Source organism: Xylanimonas ulmi, from assembly GCF_004216535.1.
Lineage (GTDB): Bacteria > Actinomycetota > Actinomycetes > Actinomycetales > Cellulomonadaceae > Xylanimonas > Xylanimonas ulmi.
On record NZ_SGWX01000001.1, the window covers coordinates 3,895,833 to 3,921,280 of the forward strand.

At 74.2% G+C, this 25,448-nt stretch carries 24 protein-coding genes; 10 read left to right on the forward strand and 14 right to left on the reverse strand.

The genetic code is table 11. From position 1 onward, the window contains the following. Positions 1-68: 68 nt before the first annotated feature. Positions 69-710: a hypothetical protein gene (locus EV386_RS18435; RefSeq protein ID WP_165399992.1), complete on the reverse strand. Its 642-nt coding sequence runs from the start codon at positions 708-710 to the stop codon at positions 69-71. A gap of 2 nt (positions 711-712) precedes the next feature. After that, on the reverse strand, positions 713-2,356 hold the full coding sequence (locus EV386_RS17870) for a PspC domain-containing protein (protein ID WP_130416608.1): 1,644 nt from the start codon (positions 2,354-2,356) through the stop codon (positions 713-715). A gap of 147 nt (positions 2,357-2,503) precedes the next feature. Between EV386_RS17870 and EV386_RS17875 the strand changes: the two genes are divergently transcribed. Together EV386_RS17875 and EV386_RS17880 are read left to right on the forward strand one after the other, a co-directional pair. Then, complete coding sequence (locus tag EV386_RS17875; protein ID WP_130416609.1) at positions 2,504-3,895, forward strand: ATP-binding protein; 1,392 nt, start codon at positions 2,504-2,506, stop codon at positions 3,893-3,895. A gap of 59 nt (positions 3,896-3,954) precedes the next feature. Further along, positions 3,955-4,575, forward strand: coding sequence for a LuxR C-terminal-related transcriptional regulator (locus tag EV386_RS17880; protein WP_242608119.1), 621 nt, complete (start codon positions 3,955-3,957; stop codon positions 4,573-4,575). On the opposite strand, the gene cobA is transcribed toward EV386_RS17880, so the two are convergent. The 4 genes from cobA to EV386_RS17900 form a co-directional block, all read right to left on the reverse strand. Further along, entirely contained in the window at positions 4,533-5,375 is an 843-nt protein-coding gene (gene cobA, locus EV386_RS17885; protein ID WP_130416611.1) for a uroporphyrinogen-III C-methyltransferase, read from the reverse strand. The two genes, EV386_RS17880 and cobA, sit on opposite strands and share 43 nt — an antisense overlap. Next, positions 5,372-7,084 carry a nitrite/sulfite reductase gene (locus EV386_RS17890; protein ID WP_130416612.1) on the reverse strand — a complete coding sequence of 571 codons (1,713 nt, stop codon included), beginning with the start codon at positions 7,082-7,084 and terminating at the stop codon, positions 5,372-5,374. Before EV386_RS17890 ends, cobA begins: the two co-directional genes overlap by 4 nt. Positions 7,085-7,272: 188 nt before the next feature. Then, positions 7,273-8,439 carry a YeiH family protein gene (locus EV386_RS17895; protein ID WP_130416613.1) on the reverse strand — a complete coding sequence of 389 codons (1,167 nt, stop codon included), beginning with the start codon at positions 8,437-8,439 and terminating at the stop codon, positions 7,273-7,275. Then, positions 8,439-8,627 (reverse strand): hypothetical protein, encoded by a 189-nt coding sequence (locus tag EV386_RS17900; RefSeq protein ID WP_130416614.1) that lies wholly within the window; start codon positions 8,625-8,627, stop codon positions 8,439-8,441. Before EV386_RS17900 ends, EV386_RS17895 begins: the two co-directional genes overlap by 1 nt. A 290-nt stretch (positions 8,628-8,917) precedes the next feature. On the opposite strand from EV386_RS17900, the gene EV386_RS17905 reads away from it, so the two are divergent. Then, positions 8,918-9,286, forward strand: a complete 369-nt coding sequence (locus EV386_RS17905) for a hypothetical protein (RefSeq protein ID WP_130416615.1) — start codon at positions 8,918-8,920, stop codon at positions 9,284-9,286. Between the two features lie 36 nt (positions 9,287-9,322). Further along, a complete protein-coding gene (locus EV386_RS17910) occupies positions 9,323-9,802 on the forward strand; it encodes a DUF456 domain-containing protein (protein WP_130416616.1) in 480 nt (159 codons plus the stop codon). Positions 9,803-9,897: 95 nt separating this feature from the next. On the opposite strand, the gene EV386_RS17915 is transcribed toward EV386_RS17910, so the two are convergent. Further along, the gene (locus tag EV386_RS17915; RefSeq protein ID WP_130416617.1) at positions 9,898-10,542 is read right to left on the reverse strand and encodes an NAD(P)-dependent oxidoreductase; all 645 of its coding nucleotides are present in this window, start codon (positions 10,540-10,542) and stop codon (positions 9,898-9,900) included. A 144-nt stretch (positions 10,543-10,686) separates the two neighbouring features. Between EV386_RS17915 and pcrA the strand changes: the two genes are divergently transcribed. Beyond that, complete coding sequence (pcrA, locus tag EV386_RS17920; RefSeq protein ID WP_130416618.1) at positions 10,687-13,335, forward strand: DNA helicase PcrA; 2,649 nt, start codon at positions 10,687-10,689, stop codon at positions 13,333-13,335. Positions 13,336-13,569: 234 nt separating this feature from the next. Here pcrA and EV386_RS17925 read toward each other — a convergent pair whose 3' ends face one another. Then, on the reverse strand, positions 13,570-14,121 hold the full coding sequence (locus EV386_RS17925) for a Clp protease N-terminal domain-containing protein (protein ID WP_130416619.1): 552 nt from the start codon (positions 14,119-14,121) through the stop codon (positions 13,570-13,572). A gap of 34 nt (positions 14,122-14,155) precedes the next feature. After that, a complete protein-coding gene (locus tag EV386_RS17930) occupies positions 14,156-14,368 on the reverse strand; it encodes an RNA polymerase subunit sigma-70 (RefSeq protein ID WP_130416620.1) in 213 nt (70 codons plus the stop codon). 229 nt (positions 14,369-14,597) lie between these two features. On the opposite strand from EV386_RS17930, the gene sucC reads away from it, so the two are divergent. From sucC to purN, 4 genes are all read left to right on the forward strand, one after another. Next, positions 14,598-15,785 (forward strand): ADP-forming succinate--CoA ligase subunit beta, encoded by a 1,188-nt coding sequence (gene sucC / locus EV386_RS17935; protein ID WP_130416621.1) that lies wholly within the window; start codon positions 14,598-14,600, stop codon positions 15,783-15,785. A 34-nt stretch (positions 15,786-15,819) separates the two neighbouring features. Further along, positions 15,820-16,716 (forward strand): succinate--CoA ligase subunit alpha, encoded by an 897-nt coding sequence (gene sucD, locus EV386_RS17940; RefSeq protein ID WP_130416622.1) that lies wholly within the window; start codon positions 15,820-15,822, stop codon positions 16,714-16,716. Positions 16,717-16,814: 98 nt separating this feature from the next. Next, positions 16,815-18,044, forward strand: a complete 1,230-nt coding sequence (locus tag EV386_RS17945) for a cell division protein PerM (protein ID WP_130416623.1) — start codon at positions 16,815-16,817, stop codon at positions 18,042-18,044. Between the two features lie 41 nt (positions 18,045-18,085). Beyond that, positions 18,086-18,730 (forward strand): phosphoribosylglycinamide formyltransferase, encoded by a 645-nt coding sequence (gene purN, locus EV386_RS17950; RefSeq protein WP_130416624.1) that lies wholly within the window; start codon positions 18,086-18,088, stop codon positions 18,728-18,730. Positions 18,731-18,799: 69 nt separating this feature from the next. Here purN and EV386_RS17955 read toward each other — a convergent pair whose 3' ends face one another. Further along, positions 18,800-19,381, reverse strand: coding sequence for an ArsR/SmtB family transcription factor (locus tag EV386_RS17955; protein WP_130416625.1), 582 nt, complete (start codon positions 19,379-19,381; stop codon positions 18,800-18,802). A 109-nt stretch (positions 19,382-19,490) separates the two neighbouring features. Between EV386_RS17955 and EV386_RS17960 the strand changes: the two genes are divergently transcribed. Beyond that, positions 19,491-20,792: an MFS transporter gene (locus EV386_RS17960; protein WP_130416626.1), complete on the forward strand. Its 1,302-nt coding sequence runs from the start codon at positions 19,491-19,493 to the stop codon at positions 20,790-20,792. Between the two features lie 12 nt (positions 20,793-20,804). Here EV386_RS17960 and EV386_RS17965 read toward each other — a convergent pair whose 3' ends face one another. The 4 genes from EV386_RS17965 to EV386_RS17980 form a co-directional block, all read right to left on the reverse strand. Beyond that, the gene (locus EV386_RS17965; RefSeq protein ID WP_130416627.1) at positions 20,805-22,010 is read right to left on the reverse strand and encodes an ABC transporter permease; all 1,206 of its coding nucleotides are present in this window, start codon (positions 22,008-22,010) and stop codon (positions 20,805-20,807) included. Continuing rightward, entirely contained in the window at positions 22,007-22,663 is a 657-nt protein-coding gene (locus EV386_RS17970) for an ABC transporter ATP-binding protein (protein ID WP_242608120.1), read from the reverse strand. The genes EV386_RS17965 and EV386_RS17970 overlap by 4 nt, the downstream gene beginning before the upstream one ends. A gap of 98 nt (positions 22,664-22,761) precedes the next feature. Further along, entirely contained in the window at positions 22,762-24,375 is a 1,614-nt protein-coding gene (locus EV386_RS17975) for a hypothetical protein (protein ID WP_242608029.1), read from the reverse strand. Then, positions 24,372-25,340 carry a hypothetical protein gene (locus EV386_RS17980; protein ID WP_130416629.1) on the reverse strand — a complete coding sequence of 323 codons (969 nt, stop codon included), beginning with the start codon at positions 25,338-25,340 and terminating at the stop codon, positions 24,372-24,374. Before EV386_RS17980 ends, EV386_RS17975 begins: the two co-directional genes overlap by 4 nt. Between the last annotated feature and the right edge of the window lie 108 nt (positions 25,341-25,448).

Here is a 25,448-nt window from a genome sequence, read left to right on the forward strand (position 1 = left end):
CCGCCCGATCGAGCACAGGCCCCGGCCGCCGCACGGCGACCGGGGCCTGCTCGTGAGCCGGGCGTGTCTCACACGCTGGGCCGCGGCTCCGTCCGCGACCGGCGCCGAGCGGCGCCCACGACCGACGCGACGACGAGCACGGCGCCCGCGGCGGCCAGCAGGTAGATCATCGCGAGGCCGACGTCGAGGCGGGCGCCCGCGGCGACCGACAGCGCGCCCACGCCGATCGCGACGATCACAAAGCCCCACACGATCGTGCCCGTGCGCGGTGTGGTGCGAACCAACGGCGCGGGCGGGGGAGTCCATGCGGGCGCCGTGTAGCCGGGCGCGGGGTCTGCGGTCGCGTACGACGGCGTCGCGTAGGTCGGCGTCGCGTACGACGGTGTCTCATAGGACGGTGTCTCATAGGACGGTGTCTCATAGGACGGTGTCTCATAGGACGGCGTCTCGTAGGACGGCGTCGGCGCGGTGGGCTGCGACGGTGGCACGTCGAAGACCGACAGCGGGTCGTCGGCGCGGGCCGGCTCGGCGGGGAACACCTGGGTGTCGCCGGCCGGGGCCTCGACGGGGGCCCCGATCACCTCGGTCTGGCCCTCGGGGTCGGCGCCGGGCTCGATGACGGCGGGCTCGATGACGGCGGTCTCGTCCACGGCGGTCTCGTCGTGCTCGACGGCGTCGTCGGGACGCTCGTCCTGGGGGTTCTGGCTCATCATCAGTCCTTCTCGGTGACGGTGACGTTTCCGGCTCCGGCCGAGACGAGCAGGCGCAGGGTGGCGCCGTCATCGCTGGCCTCGTCGGAGGTGAGGTAGGCGGTCGTGGAGCCGACCCGGCTCAGGGTGCGGGTCTCGTCGTCGACGTCCCAGACGATCTGCCCGGCCAGCAGCCGGACGTCGGCCTCGATGGCTGAGTCGGGCGGCACGACGACGGTCAGGTCGCCGGCCGTGAGCTGGATGGGCACCTCGACCGGGTCGTCGGTGGTCGCCTCGGACAGGTCCAGGCTCGACAGGTCGATGGTCGCGTCGCCGAACTGCACCCGGAACCCGCGCTCGGCCTCGCTGACCGAACGGGGCGTGAAGGTGCCCTCGCCGACGGCGACGCCGCGGCCCTCCACCCCTCGCCAGTTGCCGTGCACGTCGCGCGAGATGTGGGACAGCGGGAAGGTGTCGCCGCTCGTCCCGATGCTCCACGGGACCGCGACCACCAGGCCGACGATCGCCAGGAAGCCGAGCCAGCCGCTCGAGCGCCCACGCACGCCGCTGACCACGATCGCCGCGCCGACGATCACGAGCGCCGCGCCCACCCACGCCAGGATGGGCTCGAACCCGCCGTTGAACGGCCAGGGCAGCGTCAGCCCTGAGCGCTGCTGCGCGAGCAGGAGCGCCCCGGTCAGGAGCAGCAGGCCGAACACCACGCCGACCGTCCCCGCCCCCGCGCTGCGGGTCACGGGCTTCGAGGCGCGCTGCGCGGCGCGCTCCTGGGCGCGCTGCCGCTGGATCTCGGCGCGCGCGTGCGCCTCCTCGCGTGCGGCTCGGGCACGGGACTGCGCGGCCTGGGTCCGGGCGTTGGCGGCCTCGACGCGTGCTGCGGAGCGGGCGCGCTCGGCCTCGGCGCGCGACCAGGCGGCCTGCGCGCGGGGGTCGGCCGACGCCATGGGCGGCACGGGCGGCTGCGAGGGCAGGGGACCCGAGGGGAGCGGACCCGACGGCGGGGTGGCGGGCGCGGTGACGCCGTCGGCAGGAGCCGTGAACGCCGCGGCGCTGGTCGGCCCGAGGGGGCCGGTCGGGCCTGCGTACGAGCCCGCGTGCGGCCCGGCCTGCGCCTTGTGCCGACGGTCGCGCACGAGCCAGATCACCAGCCACACCACGCCCACCCAGAAGGCGACCCAGAACAGCCCGACGACCCAGCCCCAGCCGTCCCACCAGAAGCCGGCGTCCCTGCTCCAGCCGATGCCGACGACGAACGCGGCGGCGGCGCCCAGCAGCGCGACGTCGAAGTCGCCGCGGATCGCCTGCTGCAGGTGGATGCGCCCGTCGCGGCGCTCGGGCAGCAACGCCCAGGCGAGCGCGTAGGCGACCAGTCCGACGCCCGTCAGGAAGAAGCTGATGAAGACGATGCCGCGCACCAGCAGCGGGTCCCAGCCGAGGCGGTGGGCGACGCCGGCGCACACGCCGCCCACCCAGCGGTCCTCGGACCGGGCCAGGCCGGAGCGACGGATCGAGTCGAAGAAGCGGTCACCGCCCGAGGGGGGCGGCCCGGGGTAGGGCTCGTACGGCGGGCTGCCGGGAGGGACGGGCGTCCCCGCCGACGCCGCGTCCGGGCCAGTGCCCGGCTGCGGGGGGAACGGATTGGTGCTCATGACATCGATCCTTGCGGCCGGGGCCCTGCCGGGGCTATGGGGTGGCGCCCTGAGGCGACCCTGAACCGTCCCCTGGGGGTGGCGGCGGGACCCTGATTCTCGGCCCCGGAGGCGTGATGGGGCCGCGCGTCGTGTCACGATCGGGTGGTGAGCTCGCCCACCGCCCCTGCCGGCGTCCGTCCGCGCCTGCCGCTGCGCCGCCCCGAGGCGGGCCGGTGGGTGGCCGGGGTGTGCGCGGGGCTCGCGGCCCACCTGGGCGTGCCCGTCGTCGTCGTGCGCGTCGCGATCGCGTTGCTGACCCCCGTGGGCGGCGCGGGGCTCGCCGTGTACATCTTCTGGTGGGTCACCATCCCCGCGGGCGACCCGCGCGCCGCCGCCGACGCCGCCGCCGACGCCGCCGCGCCCGCGGCGCTGCGCCGTATCGCGCCACGGCTGCGGCTGTCCGGGCCGGTCGCGCGCATGCAGCGGCGCGACATCGTCGTCGGCCTCGTGCTGCTGACGGTCGCCGCCCTGCTGGTCTCGGCGCGCGCGGGCTGGCAGTGGCGGCAGTCGTGGGTGGTCCCGGCCCTGCTCGCGCTGGGCGGCCTCGCGCTCGCCTGGAGCCAGGTCGACGCCGCCCAGCGCGGCGCGTCGGTCGACGGCGCGCGGGGCTGGCCGGCGATCGTGCGCCCCGCGGGCGGGCTGGTCCTGGTCGTGGCGGGCGCGCTGCTGCTGGTGGGGCAGGACACCCCCGGCTGGGCCGTGCTGCAGTCCGCGACCGCGGCCCTGGTGGTGCTGGTCGGCTTCGCGCTCGTGGCGGCCCCGTGGTGGCTGCGGCTGGTGCGCGAGCTCGGCGACGAGCGGGCGGCGCGCGCCCGCGAGGCCGAGCGCGCCGACATCGCCGCGCACCTGCACGACTCCGTGCTCCAGACGCTCGCGCTCATCCGCTCGCGCGCCGACGACGCCGACTCCGTGGCCCGCATGGCGCGCGCCCAGGAGCGCGAGCTGCGCGAATGGCTCTACGACGACCGCCAGGCGCCCGGCACGTCGCTCGCCGCCGAACTGCGCACGCTGGTCGCGCAGGTCGAGGACGGCACCGTCGGCAAACCGGTCGACGGCGCCGCCCCGGCGGGCAGGCCCGTCGCGGTCGACGTCGTCGTCGTCGGGGACTGCCCGCCCACCGACGCCACCACCGCGCTGCTGCAGGCCACGCGCGAGGCGCTGGTCAACGCCGTCGCGCACGGCAAACCGCCGGTGACGGTCTACCTGGAGGTGACCGAGCGCGAGGCGTCGGTGTTCGTGCGCGACCGCGGGGACGGGTTCACCATGGACGACGTGGCGCCCGACCGGTTCGGCGTGCGCGAGTCGATCCTCGGCCGCGTGCGGCGCCGCGGTGGGACGGCCGAGGTCACCAGCCGTGCGGGCTGGGGCACCGAGGTCCGTCTGAGGATGCCGCGGGCCGCGGTGGCCGCAGGAGCGGCGAACGGGACCGCGCCGAACGGGACCACACCGACCCAGAGCGCGCCCCAGGCCGCCGCCGACGAAGGAGCCCATCCGTGAGCACCCCCGCCCCCCAGGTCACCCTGCCGGTGCCCGTCGTGCTGGTCGACGACCACCACATGTTCCGCACCGGCGTGCGCGCCTCGCTCGACGAGCGGGTCACCGTCGTGGGGGAGGCCGCCGACGTCGACGAGGCGGTCGCCGTGATCCACGCCCAGCGCCCGCCCGTGGTGCTGCTCGACGTACACCTGCCGGGCGGCACGGGCGGGGGCGGCGCCGAGGTCGTGCGCCTGTGCGCCGACCTGGTCGGCGCCCAGGTCACGCGGTTCCTCGCGCTGTCGGTGTCCGACGCCGCCGAGGACGTGGTGGCCGTCATCCGCGCGGGCGCCCGCGGGTACGTCACCAAGAACATCTCGGCCCACGAGCTGTCCGGGGCCGTGGTGCAGGTCGCGGGCGGCGACGCCGTCTTCTCCCCGCGCCTGGCCGGGTTCGTGCTCGACGCGTTCGGCACGGCCGCGGGCGAGGTCTCGGTCGCCGACGACGAGCTCGACCGCCTCTCGCGCCGCGAGCAGGAGGTCATGCGGCTCATCGCGCGCGGCTACTCCTACCGGGAGGTGGCCAGCGAGCTGTTCATCTCGATCAAGACGGTCGAGACGCACGTGTCGGCCGTGCTGCGCAAGCTGCAGCTCTCCAGTCGTTACGAGCTCACGCGCTGGGCGGCCGCGCGCCACATCCTCTGACCGCCGGCGACCTCGCCGACCCAGTCGGGCGCGAGCGTCACGACGTCGCCCACGACGACGACGGCGGGGTTGCGCACCCCGGCCTCGGCCGCCGCTTGGGCCAGCGTGCCGAGCGTCGCGAGCGTGGTGCGCTGGCGTGGCCCGAACCCGTCCTCGACGATCGCCGCGGGCGTGTCGATCGGCCGGCCGCCCGCGACCAGCGCCCACGCCGTGTGCGCGAGCCCGGCCACGGCCATGAGCAGCACGAGCGTGTGCCCAGGCCCGCCGGGCGTCCCGCCCAGCAGGGCGCTGACGTCGTCGTGCCCCGACAGCACGGTGAAGCCGCGCGCGACGCCGCGGTGCGTCAACGGGATGCCCGCCGCCGACGGCACCGCGACCGCGCTGGTCACCCCCGGCACCACCTCGACCGGCACGCCCGCCGCGACGCACGCGGCGACCTCCTCGCCGCCGCGGCCCAGCACGTAGGGGTCGCCGCCCTTGAGCCGCACGACGTCGCGCCCGGCGAGCGCGTGCTCGACGATCAGCGCGTCGATCTGCGACTGCCGCACCGGATGGTGGCCGGGGTGCTTGCCGACGTCGACCACCAGCGTCTGCCCCGCCAGGACCCGGGGCAGGTCGTCGAGCAGCGCGCGCGGCGCGAGGCGGTCGACGACGATCACATCGGCGCCCCGCAGCAGGCGCAGGCCCTTGACCGTGATGAGGTCGGGGTCGCCGGGACCGCCGCCCACGAGCCAGACCCGGCCGCGCCTGGGCGCGCGGGCCTCGACGGGCCCGGCCCCGGTCGGCGCGCCTGCGCTCACCGCAGCGCCTCCTCGTCGGCGCGGTGGGCCCACTGGGCGAACGTCTCGCCGTCGGCGTGATCCGCGTCGAAGCGCCGCACGACCCGCTCGACGTACCCGGCGACGTCGTCGGCCGCGACCTTGAGGCCGCGCACCGTGCGCCCCAGCCCGCCGCCCGCGGTGCCCTCACCCGCGAGGCCGCCGCCCAGGTGCACCTGGAAGCCGGGCGCCTGCCGTCCGGCGTCGTCGGTGATGATCTGGCCCTTGAGGCCGATGTCGGCCGTCTGGATGCGCGCGCACGAGTTGGGGCAGCCGTTGACGTGCAGCGACAGCGGCGTCAGGCGGTCCAGGTCGCCCAAGCGCTCCTCCAGCGTGGCGATCGCCGTCGCCGCGGTGCGCTTGGTCTCGACGATCGCGAGCTTGCAGTACTCGATCCCGGTGCACGCGATGGCGCGGCGCTGCCACGCCCCGGGCTCGGCGGCCAGGCCGATCTTCGCCATCGCGGTGATCAGGCCGCGCGCCCGGCGCGGCGGGACGTCGAGCACCAGGAGCTTCTGGTGCGGCGTCAGGCGCACGCGGTGCGAGCCGCGCGCCTCGGCCAGATCGGCGACCTGCCGCAGCTGCGGCCCCGACACACGACCGACCACGGGCGAGAACCCGATGTAGTACTGACCGTCCTTCTGGCGGTGGACGCCCAGGTGGTCGCCCGGCGTCGGCGGGACGGGCGCGGCGGGGCCGTCGGGCAGCGCGTAGCCGAGGTACTCCTGCTCCAAGACGGTGCGGAAGCGCTCGACGCCCCAGTCGGCCAGCAGGAACTTCAGGCGGGCCTTGTTGCGCAGGCGCCGGTAGCCGTAGTCGCGGAAGATCCGCACGACCCCGTGCCACACGTCGGCCGCCCGCTCGGGTGCGACGAACGCGCCCAACCGCTCGCCCAGGCGCGGCGCCGTCGACAGCGCGCCGCCCACCCACAGGTCGTAGCCGACGCCCAGGTCTGGGTGGCGCACGGCCACGAACGCGATGTCGTTGATCTCGTGCACGACGTCGAGGCTCGGGTGGCCGGTGATGGCCGACTTGAACTTGCGGGGCAGGTTCGCCAGCGACGGGTCGCCGACGAACCGCGACTGGATCTCCTCGATGACGGGCGTCGGGTCGATGAGCTCGTCGCGCGCGACGCCCGCGACCGGGCTGCCGAGGATGACGCGGGGCACGTCACCGCACGCCTCCGTCGTCGACAGGCCCACGGCCTCCAGGCGCCGCCAGATCTCGGGGACGTCCTCGACGCGGACCCAGTGGAGCTGGATGTTCTGGCGGTCGGTGAGGTCCGCGGTGCCGCGTGCGAAGTCCTCGCTGACTCCGGCGATGGTCCGCAGCTGCCGCGTGGTCAGCGCCCCGCCGTCGATGCGCACGCGCAGCATGAAGTAGCGGTCCTCGAGCTCGTGGGGCTCGAGTGTGGCGGTGCGCCCGCCGTCGATGCCCGGCTTGCGCTGCGTGTACAGGCCCCACCAGCGCAACCGGCCGCGCAGGTCATCGCTCGGGATCGAGTCGAAGCCCTCGCGGGCGTAGACCCGCTCGATGCGCTCGCGCACCGCGAGCGGGTCGGACTCGGCCTTGAACACCTCGTTGGCGTTGAGCGGCTCGGGGCCGTCGACCTTCCACTGGCCGTTGGAGCGGCCCGCGCGCGGAGGGCGGACGGCGGCCCGGGGGGAGGGCGTGTGGGCGGTGGCGGACATAGGGCACAGGGTCCGGCGCTCGCCGGGAGCGGGCAAGAGAACGGCCCGACTGCTCGCATGCTGGACAGCCCGCGCCGCCCGCTCCGCCCGCGCGGCCCGCTCCGCCAGTCGGCAGTTTGTCGTCGACTCGTGCGCCCGGGCGCGCGAGTCGACGACAAACTGCCGATCGGAGGGTTGTGGGACGGGTGCTAGACCGTCACGTGGGCGAACAGCAGGCTCGCGAGCGCCAGCCCCACGACCAGGTTGAACACCGCCGCCGAGGCGAACAGGACGAGCGGGCGCCAGCCCGCCTCGCGCACGCCGGACAGCCGGAACTCCAGCCCAATCGAGACGAACGCGATGATGAAGAAGATCGTGCTCAGCGCCTTGAGCACCGCGATGTTGGGGGCCGAGGCGTCGGCGCCGACATTGCTGACGTACAGCGTCGCCACGAGCGAGGCGAGGACGAACCCGAGCACGAACTTCGGGAACCGCGTCCACAGCTCGGAGGCCGGGGGAGCCACGGCGCCGGCCTTGCGCTCGACCTTGAAGGCGAAGTACAGGGTCAGCAGGAACGCCACCACGCCGATGAGCACGTTCTGCGAGCTCTTGACGATCGCGGCGACCTGGAGCACGTCGTCGCCCGCGATGGCCGCCGACGCCGTCACGGCCGCCGTCGTGTCGATGTTGCCGCCGATCCAGGCGCCGGCCACGGCCGGGGTGAGGTGGAGCACGTCGACCAGCGCGGGCAGCACGAAGATCGACGGCAGCGCGAACAGGATCACGAGGCTCGCGGCGTAGGCGAGCTGCTCCTTCTTGGCCTGGACCGCGCCTGCGGCGCTGATGGCGGCGCTGACGCCGCAGATCGACACGGCCGAGGACAGCAGCGCACGCAACTTGTCGTCGACGCCCAGGCGTCCGCCGAGCCACCACGTGAACCCGAACACCAGCGTGATGAGCAGGACGGCCTGGAGGATGCCCGGGCCGCCGGCCTTGGCGATGGTGGCGAAGTTGATCGTCGCGCCCAGGACCACGAGGCCGAGCTTGATGAACAACTCGGTGCGGAACGCCGCGGCGAGCCGGTCGCGCACCCCGGCGAGCGAGAGCGCGAGGTTGCCCAGCAGGCCGAGCGCGATGGCGTAGACCGGGTACTCGATCGCCGAGGCGACGCCGTGCAGCGGGGTGTCGGCGAACCAGACCGGCACGTTGTCCGACAGGAATCGGGCCAGCCAGGCCAATCCGAGCAGCACGACGAGGCCGATGACGGCGTAGAGCGGGCCCGGACGGGACTCGGTCTGGACGACGGACTCGTCAAGCGAGGCGGGGCGGCGGGTCCGGGCGGCCTCGGCCGTCGTCGCGGGGGTCTGAGCGCTCATCAGCCCACCAGCCCCTCGGGCAGCAGGGACAGCAAGCCGAGCGCGACGAGCGCGAGCCCGATGATGGTCGCCGCCCAGTCCTCGGACAGGTGGATGCGGCGGGCGGTGGCGACGGTGGCGCCGGGGGCGGGTGTGGTGGCGGACGCGGCGGCGGCGCCGTCGTCGGTGGGGTGGGCGTTGCTGGACATGGGGAGCCTCTTCGTGGGGAGAGCGGACGAGCGGCGAGGCGGGCGACGGCCGACAGGCGCCCCGGGCGGGGTGCGCGCGGGTGCCGCCCTAGGGACAGGTCGCCCGGGTGGAGCGAGGGCGGGTGCGTGACATGGCGCACAAGGTGCAGCGCGATCGCCGCCGACGCCAGAGAAGGGCCGGGTTGTCCACATGGTGGACGGCCCGGCGGGTGGCGATCCGGGCGCCCGGGGTGCGCACCGCCACATGCCCCACGTCAAGGGACCTTCGGCCCCGCCTGTAGCCTGCGAACGTGGATTTCCTTTTCGACGTGTTCGCGTTCCTGCACTTTGTCGGCTGGGCCATCGTGCTCGGCGGCTACCTCGCCTCGATGCGGACCCCCGGTCTGTACCGCGGCGTGTTCCACGGTGCGGCGACGGCGTTCGTGTCGGGCGTCGTGATGATGGGCCTCATCGAGGGTGACTCGGTCACCTCGTACTTCCACCGCGGCACGCTCATCGCCAAACTGCTGATCGCGCTGGTCATCACGGTGCTCGCGTTCGTCGCGCGGCGCCAGGGCGCCAAGGGCGACAACGGGACGGGCGCCGTCGTGCCGTGGGTCAAGCACGCGATCGGCGCCCTGACCATCGTCAACATCGTGCTCGCGGTGTTCGTGCACTGACGTCTGCGACCACCCGGCTGAGGGGAGGACCCGCGCGTGAGCGCGCTCGGTGAGGTGCTCGTCGGCCTCGCGATCCTCGTGGGCCTGGCGGGGACCGTGGTCCAGGTGCTGCCCGGCAACGTGCTCGTGCTCGGCGCGATCCTCGTGTGGGCCTGGGTGACCGGCGGCGCGGCCTGGTGGGTCTTCGCGGTGGCGGCCGTCGTCGTCGCGGTGGCCGAGACCGGGCAGTGGCTCTGGGCGGGCCGTCACCTGCGCCGGGCCGACGTGCCCTGGTCGACGCTCGCCTGGGGTGGGGCCGCGGGCGTCGTCGGGTTCTTCGTGCTGCCCGTGGTCGGTCTGCCGCTGTTCTTCGCCGGCGCGGTGTTCCTCGCGGAGCTGGCACGACGGCGTGACCGCGCGGTGGCCTGGCGGGCGACCGTCGCGGCGCTGCGCGCGGTCGGGGTCACGATCCTGGTCCAGCTCGCGGGCGGGCTGCTGGCGGCGGTGGCGTGGCTCGTGGGCCTGCTCGTCACGTAGACGCGCACGCCCGACGTCCGGGCAGACCCCGCCCGCGCCCGGGGACCGTGTCCTGGTGGCACGTGTCCTGGTGGCAGGAGGGGTCTGCGCGCAGGTCAGTACGCGACGCTGATGTGTGCGCGGTGGTAGTCGGCCTCGTCGATGCGGTCGACGATCGCGCGCGCGAAGTCGGCCCCGCTGATCGCGGAGCGCCCGTTCTCGTCGACCAGGGCGACGTCCCCGCCGATGCGGTAGCGGCCGAGGTCCTCGCCGGGGACGTAGGCGCCGAACGCCTCCGCGGGGGAGACGAACACCCAGTCCAGGCCCTCGGGCTCGGTCTTCAGGTGGTTGAGGATCGCGTGCATCTGCAGGGCCTCGCTGCGGTACTCGGCCGGGATCTGCCCGCCCTCGGCGCCGGTCGGCTCGCCCTCGGCCGGACGCAGCGAGTTGAACCCGCCCACCACGAACAGGCGTGCGCCGTTTCGCCGCGCCAGGTCGGCGAGCGCGCGGTCGACGTCGCCGATCTTGCCGTCGAGCTCACCCCGCGGTGACAGCGTGGAGACGATGACCTCGGCGCCGGCCACCGCCTCGGCGAGGAACGCCGGCGCGGTGACGTTGCCCGTCACGTACGCCACCCCGGGCACGGGGTCCTTCGGAGCGTTTCGGCTCACCGAGGTGACGTCGTGCCCGCGGCTTGCGGCGTCACGGACGACGGCGCCGCCGGCGTACCCGGTTCCGCCGACGACAAGGATCTTCGACATTTCTCTCCTTCAGTCTGAGACGTCGGGCGCTCGGCGCGGCCGACCGCCCGGCGGGTGCAACGCGGAATGGCCGACACTGCTTCCCGTCTCCCGCGGCCGCCGCGCCCCGCAGTGTCCGGGGCGCCGCCTACGCTTGCTCTCGCGATGACCTCTCTCTTCGATCACTTGCCCCTGCCCGGGTTCGGCGCGTCCGCCTCGGGTGACATCTCGCGCCTGCCGTCGACCGCGCCCCGCTGGGACGCCTGGGAGGACGGCGACACCGCCGGCGCCCCCGACTGGGTGCGTGACGCCGCCGCGTCCGCCGACCACGGCGCGCGGGACGACGAGCGTCGCGGCCCGTACGCGCACCTCGACCCCGAGGCGCTGCTCGAAGGGCTCAACCCGCAGCAGCGCGCCGCCGTCGTCCACCACGGGGCGCCACTGCTCATCGTCGCGGGCGCCGGGTCGGGCAAGACCCGCGTGCTGACGCACCGCATCGCGTACCTGCTCGCGACCGGGCGGGCGCGTGCGGGGGAGATCCTCGCGATCACGTTCACCAACAAGGCCGCCGCCGAGATGCGCGAGCGTGTCGCGCACCTGGTGGGGCCCGCGGCGTCGCGCATGTGGGTCTCGACGTTCCACTCGGCGTGCGTGCGCATCCTGCGGCGCGAGTACAAGGTGCTGGGGCTGCGGTCGAGCTTCTCGATCTACGACGCGGCCGACTCGCAGCGCCTGGTCACGCTGGTGACACGCGAGCTCAACCTGGACCCGAAGAAGTACCCGGCCCGCGGCCTGGCCCATCGGATCAGCGACCTGAAGAACGAGCTGATCACGCCGGACGACTACGCCGGGCGCGAGGACAAGGACCCGATCCTCGCCGACGTCTACACCCGCTACCAGGCCCGCCTCCAGCAGGCCAGCGCGCTCGACTTCGACGACATCATCATGACGACGGTGCATCTGCTCCAGGCGTTCCCCGCCGTCGCCGAGCACTACCGCCGCCGGTTCCGGCACATCCTGGTCGACGAGTACCAGGACACCAACCATGCCCAGTACGTCCTGGTGCGTGAGCTGACGGGCGCCGCGCCGGCAGCGCCCGGGGACGCGACGGGCTCGCCCGCCGAGGAGTTCGCGCTGGAGCCGGGCGAGCTCACCGTCGTCGGCGACGCCGACCAGTCCATCTACGCGTTCCGCGGCGCGACGATCCGCAACATCCAAGAGTTCGAGCAGGACTACCCAGACGCGACCACCATCCTGCTGGAGCAGAACTACCGCTCGACGCAGAACATCCTCAGCGCGGCCAACGCCGTCATCTCGCGCAACCTCGACCGCAAGCCCAAGCGCCTGTGGACGGCGTCGGGCGCGGGCGCGCGCATCGTCGGGTACGCCGCCGACGACGAGCACCAGGAGGCCCGGTTCGTCGCCGAGGAGATCGACCGCCTCGGTGACTCGGACGGCGTGCGCCCGGGCGACGTCGCCGTGTTCTACCGCACCAACGCCCAGTCGCGTGCCCTGGAGGAGGTGCTGGTCCGCGTCGGGCTGCCGTACAAGGTGGTGGGCGGCACACGCTTCTACGAGCGCCGCGAGATCAAGGACGCCATCGCCTACCTGCGGGCGCTGGCCAACCCCGACGACGACGTCAACCTGCGCCGCGTGCTCAACGTCCCCAAGCGCGGGCTGGGCGACAAGGCCGAGTCGCTGCTGGCGGCGTTCGCCGAGCGTGAGCGCGTCTCGTTCGGCGCGGCGATCGAACGGGCCGAGGACGTGCCGGGCATGTCCACGCGCACGCTCAACCCGCTGCGCGGCTTCCGCGACCTCATGGCGGGGCTGCGCGCCATGGTCGAGGCGGGCGAGCCGCCCGCGGCGATCCTCGGCGCGGTGCTCGACCGCACCGGGTACCTGGCCGAGCTGCGCGCGTCCGACGACCCGCAGGACGCCTCCCGCGTCGAGAACCTGGCGGAGCTGCACGCCGTGGCCACCGAGTTCTCGCAGACCGACCCCGAGGGCACGCTCGTCGACTTCCTGGAGCGCGTCTCGCTGGTCGCCGACGCCGACCAGATCCCCGACGAGGACGTGGCCGATGGCGAGGCCGAGCATGCGCCCAAGGCCGACCAGGGCGTCGTCACGCTCATGACGCTGCACACGGCCAAGGGTCTGGAGTTCCCCGTCGTGTTCCTCACGGGCATGGAGGACGGCACGTTCCCGCACATGCGCTCGCTGCACGACGACGCCGAGCTCGCCGAGGAGCGCCGGCTCGCGTACGTCGGGCTCACGCGGGCGCGCGAGCGCCTGTACGTCTCGCGCGCCGGCATGCGCTCGGCGTGGGGCATGGCCAACGAGATGCCGCCCTCGCGGTTCCTCGGCGACATCCCGGAGGAGCTGTGGGACTGGCGCCGCCGCGAGTCCGCGACGCAGTACCTGCGCGGCGGCGGCTCGGCGTGGGGAGCGCGCGGGGGCGCGCAGGGGGCGTCGTGGGGCGAGCGGCGGGCCGCGTCGTCGGCTGGCTCGGCGGGCTCGGGCGGTTCGGGTGGATCGGGCGGTTCGGGCGCGGGCTTCGGGCCGTCGCGTCTGGGCAAGCCCAAGGGCGCCGCGTCCTCGCCGTCGACCGGCGCGCGCTTCGGCAGCGCCACGCCGCGCGCCGAGACGGACATCCCGAGCCTGGCCGCCGGCGACCGCGTGACGCACGACGCCTATGGCCTGGGCCGAGTGGTCTCGGTCGAGGGCGTCGGGCCGAACGCGGTGGCCAAGATCGACTTCGGCTCGGACGGCACCAAGCGGCTGCTGCTGCGCTACTCGCCGGTCACCAAGCTCTGACGCGCTGGGGCGCACCCGCGGTGGTTGAGCCTGTCGAAACCACCCGCCCACGTCCGATGGTTGAGCCTGTCGAAACCACCCGCCCACATCCGATGGTTGAGCCTGTCGAAACCAGGGGTGGGCTCAGTGGGGTGGTTTCGACAGGCTCAACCACCGGTGGGGGCTGAGCGGGGTGGTTTCGACAGGCTCAACCACCGGTGGGGGCTCAACGACCGCCGGGGCGGGCTGGCGGGGTCAGGCGGCGTCGCGGCGGCGTTCGACGGCGGCGCGCAGCGCGGCGTCGTCGGAGCCGGCCTGGGCGAGGGCGGCGCGCAGCGCCGAGGCGGCGGGCGAGCCGCCGCGCAGGATCCCGAGCAGCAGGTGCCCCCCGTCGATGCCGGCCGACCCGAGGCGTATCGCCTCGCGCAGCGCCAGCTCGAGCGCCTTCTTCGCGTCCGCGGTGAACGGGATGTGCTTGCGGTCGCGCCGGAGGAGTCCGCCGCCGTCGAGCGAGCCCTCGCCGAAGGTGGCGTCGGTCGCGCGGCGCACCGCGTCCAGGTCGACGCCGATGGCGGCCAGGGCCTCGCCGTCGAGCCCCGCGCCGCCGAGCTCGTCTCGCAGCGCGCGGGCGAGTGCCGCCGCGTCGAGGCCCACGGCGTCGAGCGCGTCGCAGGCCGGGCCGGCGCCCGGCTCGACCAGCGCGACGAGCACGTGCCGTGCGTCGATGGTGCGCGAGTGGGTCGAGCGTGCGACGACCTGGGCGTCGACCACGGCCTCACGGGCGTCCTTGGTGAACCTCTCGAACATCGGATCCTCCTTCGTCGGTCGTCCGGGCCGGGTCTCAGACCCGTCGGCCGAATTTCTTGTGGACGGCCTGCTTGCTCACGCCGAGCACGTCGGCGATCTCCTGCCATGACCACCCGAGGCTCCGGGCGCGTTCGACCTGGAGCGTCTCGAGGCGGTCGGCGAGCTCGCGCAGCGAGCGCACGGCGCGCAGGCCCTGGTGGGGGTCGTCGCTCGCGGCCGAGGCTGCGAGCGTCTGGTGACTGGCCATGCGTCAACCGTAGTTGACGCCGAGTCGAAACGTCAACCTAGATTGACGCGACTTGCGCCGACGCAGAGCCGGCGCGCGTGGCGTGCGTCACGTTCTCGCACCGGGACCGGGGTTCAACCGCCCTGCGGGCCGGGCTACTCTTGGCGAGATGTCTTGACGTCGAGACATCGCAGGCAGCCCCTGCCGGACCACGGGCACAGGGGCTCAACTGAGGGAAGGACGCAGCAGGGTGGACCTGTTCGAATACCAGGCGCGCGACATCTTCGAGAAGCACGGCGTGCCCGTGCTCGGGGGGATCGTGGCGACGACGCCGCAGGAGGCCCGTGCCGCGGCCGAGACTCTGACGAGCGGGGCCGACAGCTCCGTCGTCGTCATCAAGGCCCAGGTCAAGACCGGTGGGCGCGGCAAGGCCGGTGGCGTCAAGCTCGCCTTCTCGCCCGACGAGGCCGCCGAGAAGGCCGGCGAGATCCTCGGCATGGACATCAAGGGCCACACGGTCCACCGGGTGATGGTCGCGCAGGGCGCCAAGATCGCCCAGGAGTTCTACTTCTCGGTGCTGCTCGACCGCGCGAACCGCAACTACCTGGCCATGTGCTCGGTCGAGGGCGGCATGGAGATCGAGCAGCTCGCCGTCGAGCGCCCCGACGCCCTCGCCCGCGTCGCGATCGACCCGATCGTCGGCATCGACGAGGACAAGGCCGCCGAGATCGTCGAGGCCGCGCGCTTCCCGCAGGAGCTGCGCGCCGACGTCGCGCAGGTGATCCGCCAACTGTGGACCGTCTTCAAGGCCGAGGACGCCACGCTCGTCGAGGTCAACCCGCTGGTGCGCACCGAGGACGGGCGCATCGTCGCCCTCGACGGCAAGGTCACGCTCGACGACAACGCCTCCGAGGTCCGCCACCCGGACCACGAGGCGCTCGAGGACAAGGCCACCTCCGACCCGCTGGAGGCGAAGGCCAAGGCGAACGGCCTCAACTACGTCAAGCTCGACGGCGAGGTCGGCGTCATCGGCAACGGCGCGGGCCTGGTCATGAGCACGCTCGACGTCGTCGCCTACGCGGGCGAGGACCACGGCGGCGTCAAGCCCGCCAACTTCCTCGACATCGGCGGCGGCGCCAACGCCGAGATCATGGCCAACGGCCTCGACGTCATCCTGAACGACCCGCAGGTCAAGTCGGTCTTCGTCAACGTCTTCGGCGGCATCACCGCGTGCGACGAGGTCGCCAAGGGCATCGTCGGCGCCCTCGACATCCTCGGCGACGAGGCCTCCAAGCCGCTGGTCGTGCGCCTCGACGGCAACAACGTGGACCTCGGACGCGCGATCCTGCGCGAGGCGAACCACCCGCTCGTCACGCTCGCCGAGACCATGGACGGCGGCGCGCAGAAGGCGGCCGAGCTGGCCGCGGCCGCCGCCTGAGACCGCCCGCACGAGACCTGAGAGAAGCAGGAAAATGTCGATCTACCTGAACAAGGACTCGAAGATCATCGTCCAGGGCATCACGGGCGGGATGGGCGCCAAGCACACCGCCCTCATGCTCGACTCGGGCGCGCAGATCGTGGGCGGCGTCAACGCCCGCAAGGCCGGCACGACGGTCCAGCACAAGGACCACGAGGGCAACGACGTCACGCTGCCCGTGTTCGGCGCCGTCAAGGAGGCCATGGCCGAGACCGGCGCCAACGTGTCGGTGCTGTTCGTTCCGCCGGCGTTCACCAAGGACGCGGCGATCGAGGCCATCGACGCCGACATGCCGCTCATCGTCGTCATCACCGAGGGCGTCCCGGTGCAGGACACCGCCGAGGTCTGGGCCTACCTGCAGGGCAAGTCCACGCGCATGATCGGCCCGAACTGCCCCGGCATCATCACCCCCGGCGAGTCGCTGGCCGGCATCACCCCGCACACCATCACCGGCAAGGGCCCCATCGGCCTGGTGTCGAAGTCGGGCACGCTGACCTACCAGATGATGTACGAGCTGCGCGACCTCGGCTTCTCGACCGCCATCGGCATCGGCGGCGACCCGATCGTCGGCACCACGCACATCGACGCGCTCGAGGCCTTCGAGAACGACCCGGAGACCAAGGCCATCGTCATGATCGGCGAGATCGGCGGCGACGCCGAGGAGCGCGCCGCGGCCTACATCAAGGAGCACGTCACCAAGCCGGTCGTCGGCTACGTCGCGGGCTTCACCGCCCCCGAGGGCAAGACCATGGGCCACGCCGGCGCCATCGTCTCGGGCTCCGCGGGCACCGCGGCCGCCAAGAAGGCGGCCCTGGAGGCCGTCGGCGTCAAGGTCGGCAAGACGCCGTCCGAGACCGCCGCGCTCATGCGGGAGATCCTCGCCGCGGGCTGACGTCCCGCACGACGACGGCGCCCGCACCCCGGTGCGGGCGCCGTCGTCGTGCGGTGTGGCGCCCGCGCGCCGGGCCCCGCGCGGGCGACGATGGGTCCGTGAGCCCCTCCCGCACCAGCCCGCGCACCACCGCGCGCCCGACGCCCGGCGCCGTCGACGCGCGCGCCTTAGGCCCCGCGCGCACGGCGCCCGCGCTCTCGGGCGTCTGGTCCGTCGCTCAGGGCATGGTGCTGAGTTTCACCGTGGTGCTGCTGCTCGCCGTCGTGACCCTGCTCGCCGCGCCCGACGCCGGCGCCGCCCGCGTGCCCTGGGCGACGGCGTCGCGCGTGGCCCAGGGATTGTGGCTGCTCGGCCACGGCGTGCCCGTCGGCGTCGGCGACGCGACCGTGACGATCGTGCCGCTCGGGATCGGGGCGCTCGCCCTGTTTACCACCTACGTCTCGGCCAAGCGGTCGGCGATCGGGTCCCTGTCGGCCGTGGTCACCGGGGCCCTCGCCTACCTGGCGGTGGTGCTCGTGGCGGCGGCCGGCGCCGGAGCGCGCGACGGCGCCCTGGCCCTCGCGGCGGTGGGCGCTCTGGTCGTCGGCGGTGGCGGCATGGCGATGGGCGTGCTGACGCAGCCCGAGGCGCCGCGCGTCGCCGACGTGACCGAGCGGCTGTTCGGTGTGCTGCCGCCCGTGGCGCGGCTCGGTGTGCGCGCGGGGTTCGTGGCGCTCGCGCTGCTGGTCGCCCTGAGCGCGGCGATCGCCGCGGTCTGGATGCTGGCGGGGCGGGGAGCGGTCAACGATATGGTCGGCGCGCTCGCCCCGGGGTGGATCGGTGGCGTGGTGCTCGCCGTCTCCCAGGTCGCGCTCGTGCCCAACCTCGTGGCCTGGGCGGCAGCCTGGACCGCCGGGCCGGGCTTCGCCGTCGGCGTCGACACGGCGTTCTCCCCGCGCGAGGTCATCGACGGACCGCTGCCCGCGATGCCGCTGCTCGCCGCGCTGCCGCGGCCCGACTGGACGGGGGCGCACGCACTGTGGGCGCCGGCGCTCGTCGTGCTGTGCGGGGCGCTGGCCGGTTGGTTCGCCTGGCGGCGCCTGGAGCCGTCGCGTGTGGGCTGGGCCGACCTCGCCTGGGTGCTCGGCGGGATGGCGCTGACCGCCGGCCTGGGCATGGCGGTGCTGCAACTGTGGGCCGGAGGAGCCGCGGGCGCGGGGCGGCTCGCCGTCGTCGGGGCCGACCCGCTGGTCGCGGGCGGGTTCGTCGCCGTCGAGGTGCTGCTGGGCGGCGCCCTCGTGCTCCTGACCGCGCATGAGCGACCGTGGCGGCATGTGACCTCGCGCTGACCGCGCGCCGGCGCGCGCCCGCGCGCGGTTACGCTGCGTGCGTGCAGACCCCCTCCGGCCACACCGTCGACTCGACCCCCGCCACGCGCCTCGTCGTCCTCGCCTCGGGCGCCGGCTCCAACCTCGCCGCGCTCCTCGCGGCCCACGACGCCCCCGCCTACGGGGCGCGCGTCGTCGGGCTGGTGACCGACAAGCCCGCCGCCGGCGCCCTCGACCTCGCGCGTGACGCGGGTGTCGCCTCGGCTGTCGTCGCGCCCGCCGACTTCGAGGACCGCGCCGCCTGGGACCGCGGGATCACCGAGGCGGTCGCGGTGTTCCGTCCCGACGTCGTGGTGCTGGCCGGGTTCATGCGCATCCTCGCGCCGGGCTTCCTCGACCGGTTCCCGGGCCGGGTGGTCAACACCCACCCCGCGCTGCTGCCGTCGTTCCCGGGTGCGCACGCGGTGCGCGACGCGCTCGCGCACGGTGTGCGCGTCACCGGGTGCACGGTGCACGTGGTCGACGCGGGCGTCGACACGGGCCCGATCCTCGCCCAGGCGGCCGTGCCGGTGCTCGACGGCGACGACGAGGCCACGCTGCACGAGCGCATCAAGGTCGCCGAGCGCGCCCTGCTGGTCGAGACGGTGGGTCGCATCGCGCGCGAGGGCCTGACGGTGCGCGACGGCCGCGCCACCATCGGCGCCTGACCCCACACCCCACCACCCACCCGGTGGTTGAGCCCGTCGAAACCACGCCCCCAGACTCAGACCTCGACCTCAACGGCCCCCCGGCGCCCGATCCTCGCCGTCCTCCCGGACGTTTGGCGCAAGGTCCGTCGGACCGACGGCCACCACGACGTTGTAGATCTCCAGCGGCTCACCGTCGTCGCCGCCGGTGGTCGTCTCCTCCCGCGCCCAGCGATCCACGACCTCCTGGAGCTGGCTCGCCAGCTCCCGCGCCTGCGTCGCGCTGAGCGCGGACTGCGCGACGCGGATCGTGAGCGGGCGCCCGTCCTCGGAGGGCGTGATGGTCAGCGCGCGGCGGAACCAGGAGGCGTACCCGCGGGTGAGCAGCTCCATGCCGGGCGTGCCGGGCGAGACGGCGTACGACTCGGCGGCGTTGCGCCAGACGCGGTCGCGACGGTCGCGCGCGAGCTCGGGGGCCTCGACGACGAGGCCCGCCCTCGCGAGTGTGCGCAGGTGAAAGGAGACGGAGTTCGGCGGCTCACCGAGCGCTTTGGCGACGTCGGACGCGCGCCCGTGCCCGTCCCTCTCCAACTGGAGCAGAATCTTGACGCGCAGGGGATGCGCGAGGGCGCGCAGCGCCTCAGGGGTCGTCACCCGCATCGTGTCGGCCACGCCGCCACGCTACCGGGTTGTGCGCCGATTCGTGCGCAAGCACGCGTGAGCACGATTCATTGCGCACTGATTATTGCGCAAGAGAAGTTGCGAGAGTACGTTCCGTCGCATGACCACGGTGAGCCGCGCCACTCAACCCACCCCTGACGCCGAACCCAGCATGCCGCCACTGCGCCACAACCGCCCGTACCTGCTGCTGATGTCGGGCCGCACGGCCCAGCTGGTCGGCGCCGGTGTCGGCGCGTTCGCGGTGCCGCTGCTCGCGTTCGAGGTGACCGGCTCGGTCGCCCGGGCGGGTCTGGTCGCGGGGATCGGGCAGGTCGGCGCGCTGCTCGCCGCGCTGCCGGCCGGCGTTGTGGCCGACCGGGTCGACCGCCGTCGGCTCATCCTGGGGGCAGCGGTCGCAGGTGCGTTGCTGTGGGCGAGCGTGGCCGTGGCGGGCGCGGCCGGACGGCTCACCGGAGCGCATCTGGCCGCCGTGCTGTTCGGCTCGGCGCTCGTGACCGCGCTGGAGGGGCCGGCCGAGTCGGGCGCGATCCGGGCCGTGGTGGACGGCGAGCAGCTGCCGCGAGCCCTGGCGGCCGTGCAGGGTCGCGGGGCGGTGGCGACCTTGGCCTCAGGACCCCTGGGCGGTCTGCTCTACGGCCTCGCGCACGCGCTGCCCGTCGCCGCCTCCGCCGTCGCGCACCTCGCGGTGGTCGTGTGCACCTGGTTCGTCCGCGTCCCGCTCGGCGACGACGCCGCGGCGCGCGGCACGCGGGGCGAGGATGGCCCCGGGACCGGACCCGTCGCGGCGCTGCGCGAGGGGCTGCGGTTCGTGTGGTCGCGCAGGCTGTTCCGGGTGGCACTTGTCGTGTTCCCGATCATCAACCTCGCCGTCAACGGCGTGCTGGTCGCGGTGAACCTCGACCTGATCCGCCAGGGAGTCGCCCCCGTGCGGATCGCGCTCATCGACACCGCCGCGGGCGCGGCGATGCTCGCGGGCGCCGCCGTCGCCGGCCGCGTGCTGGACCGGGTGCGCGCCGGGGCGCTCATGCTCGCGACGCTCGGCTGGATCGCGCTGTGCTTCATCGCGATGGCGGCGCTGCACACCTACCTGGCGTTCCTCCTGCTCACCGCGGCCGCGGTGCTGCCCTTGGCGCCTTCCAACGCGGGCATTCAGGGCTACGTCACGGCCATCACGCCGCAGCGGCTGCAGGGCCGGCTCGCCTCGGTGCTCGGTCTGTCGTTCCTGCTCACCGCCCCGCTCACACCCGCTTTGGCGGGCGCCCTGCTCGCCGCCGTGGGGCTGCGCCCGACGCTGTGGGCGTTCGCGGGCCTGCTCGTGGTCGCCGTCGGCGCGCTCGCGTTCGCCCGGTCGCTGCGCGCCATCGGCACGCCCGACACCTGGCACACCGCGGTCGAGCAGTAGGCGGGGTGGGGGTCAGGTGCCGCCGCGCAGCGCCGCCACCGGCTCGATCGAGGCCGCCTTGATCGCCGGGTACGCCCCGGCCAGCAGCCCGACGACGGCGCCCAGCAACGCCGAGCCCAGGGCCATACGCACGTCGAGGATCGGCGTCCAGTCGCGCGCGGCCGAGACGCCGACGACGACGAGCACGCCGAAGGCCGCGCCCATGAGACCGCCCAGCAGCCCCGTGGTGACCGACTCGACGACGAACTGCCCGGCGATCGCCCGCCGCGAGGCGCCCAGCGCCCGGCGCAGCCCGATCTCCCCGACCCGCTCCAGCACCGACAGCAGCGTCACGTTGGCGATGCCCAGCCCTCCGACCACGAGCGCGACGCCGCCCAGCGCGAGGAACAGCGCGCTGACGTCGGCCTGCACGCTCTCGCGGACACCCGACTCGGTCGAGGGCGCCTGGACCTTATAGGCCTCGGGCGAGTTCGGGTCGAGCGCGATGGGCGCCTGACGGGCCACGACAGGTCCCGCGCCGGTCGCGATGCGGATCTGCAGCTCGTCGGGCGGGCCGGCGTCGAGGTCGCGCTGGGCGGTCCCCGCAGGCAGGATGACGGCGTCCTTGAGCTCGGGCACGCGGCTCATGCCGTCGACCACGCCGATGACCGTGTAGGCCACGTCCCCGATGAACACCGCGGGCTGCCGGTCCACGCGGTGCACGCCGAGGCGCTGCGCCGCCAGGGCGCCCAGCACGACGACGCGGTCGGCCCGCGCGTCGTGGCCCTGGTCGAAGAATCGCCCCGTGACGACATGCCCGCGCACCGCGTCGAGCAGCCCGGCGCTCGCCGCCATCACCTTGGGCGCCGCCTGGGCCGCGCTCGACGGGTCGTTGACGGGCACGGCGGTCACGGTCGCGCGCCCGACGTTGAGCGTCGCGACCGACCCGGCCGCCTCGACCCCCGCGACCTGGCGCACGCGATCCTCGCCGTCCCACGGCAGGCTCGCCAGCGCGCGCTCCTCGCCCTTGATCCGCCCGGTGTCGGGCTTGACGACCACCTGCGTGGCCGCGACGGCGTCGAACTGCTTGTTGATCTGTCCCGCGGCGGTCTGTGCGAGGCCCACGGTCACCACCACGGCGCCGATGCCGAGCACCGTGCCCAGGATCGTCAGGAACAGACGTGTGGGCCTGGTCCCGATGCCGTGCAGGGCCTCGGTCCACAGGTCACGGGGGCTCATGCGATCTCCTCCAGTCGCCCGTCCTCGATGCGCACACGCCGTGCGGCGCGCGCCGAGACGGCGAGGTCGTGCGTGATGACGGCGAGCGTGACGCCGTCGGCGTGCAGCTCGTCGAACAGCGTCATGACCTGGTCCGAGCTGGCCGAGTCGAGGTTGCCCGTCGGCTCGTCGGCCAGCAGCAGGTGCGGCTCGGTGACCAGGGCGCGCGCCACCGCCACGCGCTGACGCTCGCCGCCCGAGAGGGTCGTGGGGGAAAAGTCGACGCGATGGGCGAGCCCGACGCGGTCGAGCGCGGCGCGAGCACGCTGCGAGCGATGGGTGCGCGGCACCCCGCTGTACAACGTGGCGAGCACGACGTTGTCGAGCACCGAGCGCTGCGGCAGCAGGTGGAAGGCCTGGAACACGAACCCGATGCGGCGTGCGCGCAGCCGGGCGCGCTCGCGCTCGGAGGCGGAGCCCGCGGGGCGCCCGTCGAGCAGGTACTCGCCCGACGTCGGACGGTCGAGCAGCCCGAGGATGTTGAGCAGCGAGGACTTGCCCGAGCCGGACGGCCCGACGATCGAGACGTAGTCGCCGCGCTCGACGCGCAGGTCGACCGACCGCAGCGCGTCGACCACCGGCGGACCGGGGAAGCGCCGCGAGACCTGCCGCAGGTCGACGACGGGCGCCTCGGGCTGCGCGCCGTCGGGCGCCCCGGGGGAGTCGTCGGCGTCGGTGTCGTCAGTGTCCGGTCCGTCGAACAGACCGGCCGTCACGTGCCGACCACCACCTGGTCGCCGACGTCGAGGGCGCCGTCGGCGGACACGATCTCCACGAAGCCGGCGGCGGCGAGTCCGGTGGTCACGGTGATCAGCTCGGTCTCGGCGCCCGGCTTGCGGCGCACCTCGACGCGCGACTCGCCGCCCGGCCCGGCCGTGAGCGCCGCGATCGGCACCGCGAGCACCTCGCCCTGCGTGGCGCCGACCGAGACCGTCACGCGCACGTTCTGGTCGCGCAGCGCGTCCACCTGTTCGGGTGTCAGGTCCTGGGGCTCGAGCGTCACCGCGGTGCGTCCGCCCGACGACGAGTCGTCGGACCCGCCGCCGTCCGCGGGGGCGTCGCCGCCCTCGTCCGGCGCGTCGTCGCCCGAGCGCGTGGCCTGGCCGATCGACACGACGGTGGCGTGCGCCGTGGCGCCGTCGGGCAGCTCGAACTCGCCCACGGCGCCCTCGGTCAGCAGCGCGGCGTTGGAGCCGGAGACGCGCGCCTCCAGGCGCAGGGCCGCGCCCGAGACGGCCGCGACCGGCCCGTTGACCAGGCCGCCGCGCTCGACGTAGACCGCGTCGACGCGGCGTGGCAGGCCCGCGACGTAGACGACCTCCGAGGCGGGCAGAGCGGTGAGCGTCGCGGTGGTCGCCTCGGCGAGCTCCTCCTGCGCGTCGGCGAGCGCGCGGCGCGCGGCCTCGACCTGGGCGCGCTCGGCGCTCGTGTCGGCGGGCTGGTCGAGCGCCGCTCGCTGGATCCGGGCGAGGGTGAGCGCGTCCTCGGCGCCGGCGACGTCGATCGGCTCGACGGGCTCGCCCGGCTCGACCGGGGCCGCGTCCTGGGCCTGCTGCGCCGCCTGCGCCTGCGCGAGCGCGCGCTCGGCCGCGCGCACGGCGTTGTCGGCCTCGGTCCGCTCGACGTCGCCCGGGCCCCGCTGGGCGGCGACGACGGCCGCCTCCGCGTCACGGATGGCGGACTCGGCGGCCCGCACCGACTCGCGCGCGCCCTTGAGCGTCGCGTCCGCATCCTCACCGGGGCCGGGGCGCGGGTAGCCCACGGCGGCGTAGAGCGCGTCGACGCCGGCCGCGGTCGCGGCGTCGTACACGTCCGATCCCGCGTCGCCCACGCCGATGCCGAGGGCCGCGAGCGCGGCCTTGAGCTGCAGCACGTCGGGGCCCGACGTTCCCACGCGCAGCGTGCGGTAGACCGGCAGGTCGCCCGGCAGCACGATGACGGGGCGCCCGGCCACCTCGATCAGCACGCTCGCCGCGTCGAGCTGGGCGCCGACGTCGGGCACCTGGCCCGTGACGACGGCGGGCCCGGAGACGTCTCCGGCCTCGATCCGCACGTCGACGGCGTCGGCGTACGCGGCGTCGGCGCGCAGCACGACGTCGTTGCTGATCGTCCGCCGCTCGACGGCGGCCGTGATCGGCCCGGCCTCGGGCGGGGCCGCGTCGGCGGCGGCCTGCGCGGGGGAGATCACGAACCTGCCCGCGAGCAGCCCGGCGACGAGGCTCACCACGGCGGCCCCGGCGACCACGAGCACCAGGCGCGGCCCGCGCAGCCCGCGTGAGCCAGCGGGCTGCTCGGCGTGGGCGGGGCCGGCCTCGGACGGGGTCACCAGCCCGCCTTCTGGAAGGCGTCCTTGACGGCGGCCAGCTCAGCCTGGTGCGTGTCGACGTACTCCTTCTCGTGCTCGAACCGGACCGTGCGCTCCGTGGCCTCGTACTTGACCTTCTCCTTGCAGTCGAAGTCCGCCAGGGCGGTGTCGCGCTCAGCCTTCTTGTCCGCCTCAGACGGCGTCGGGGCCTCAGTCGACTCCGGGTCGACGTTCTCCCACAGGGCGTTCGAGCGCTCGAAGAAGTCGTCCATCGCGTCCTGCGGAGTGGCGTAGCCGCCGAACCCGGCGTCGGCCATGCACGAGGCCCACGCGGCGTTGACGTCGGAGACGCGGGGGTCGTTCTCGATGGTCGACTGAAGCACGTCCATGTCGTCCGAGAACGCCTGGATCTCCTCGCTCTCGAACACCTCCTCCTGCTCTGCGCCGTGGACCTCGAGCTGCGCGGCGCCGTAGCAGCCCTGGTCGGCCAGCGTCGGCTCCTCGTCCACCTCGAACTCCGAGCCGCCGTAGAGCGCCTCGAAGTAGGCGGTCTGCTCGGACTCCGACAGCGACGCGATGTACTCGCCATTGGGGTCGACGAGGTTGTCCTCCTCCGGGGCCTCGAACGAGGCGTCGTCCTGGTTGAGGATGCCGTAGCCGTGCTGCTCGGTGTACTCGCGCGAGGTGAAGTCGATCTCAGCGGCCTCAATGCTGCCCGTCGTGCTGTAGTCGACGGGCGTGTACTCGAAGCCCTCGGCCGTCATGCAGCGGGCCACGGCCTCCTCGACCTTGAGCTGCTTGGCGTTCTGCTCAGCCTCGTCCCACCCGCCGTAGACGTCGGAGAAGAAGGCCTCCAACGGGCTCTCGGCCTGGTCGTCCTTGCCGCCCTTGTCGCTGGTGCAGGCGCCAAGCAGGGCGACGCAGGCGGCGATCCCCGCCGTGCCGGCGAGGCGGAGCGCGTTCGATCGGGTGGTCACGGGCCTCATGCGGCTCTCCTTGTGCGGTCATTGCTGACCGAGTCGTTGCGGACGGATCAGTGCGGACGGATCAGTGCGGGTGGGTCAGTGCGGGTGGGTCAGCGCGTGCGACAGACG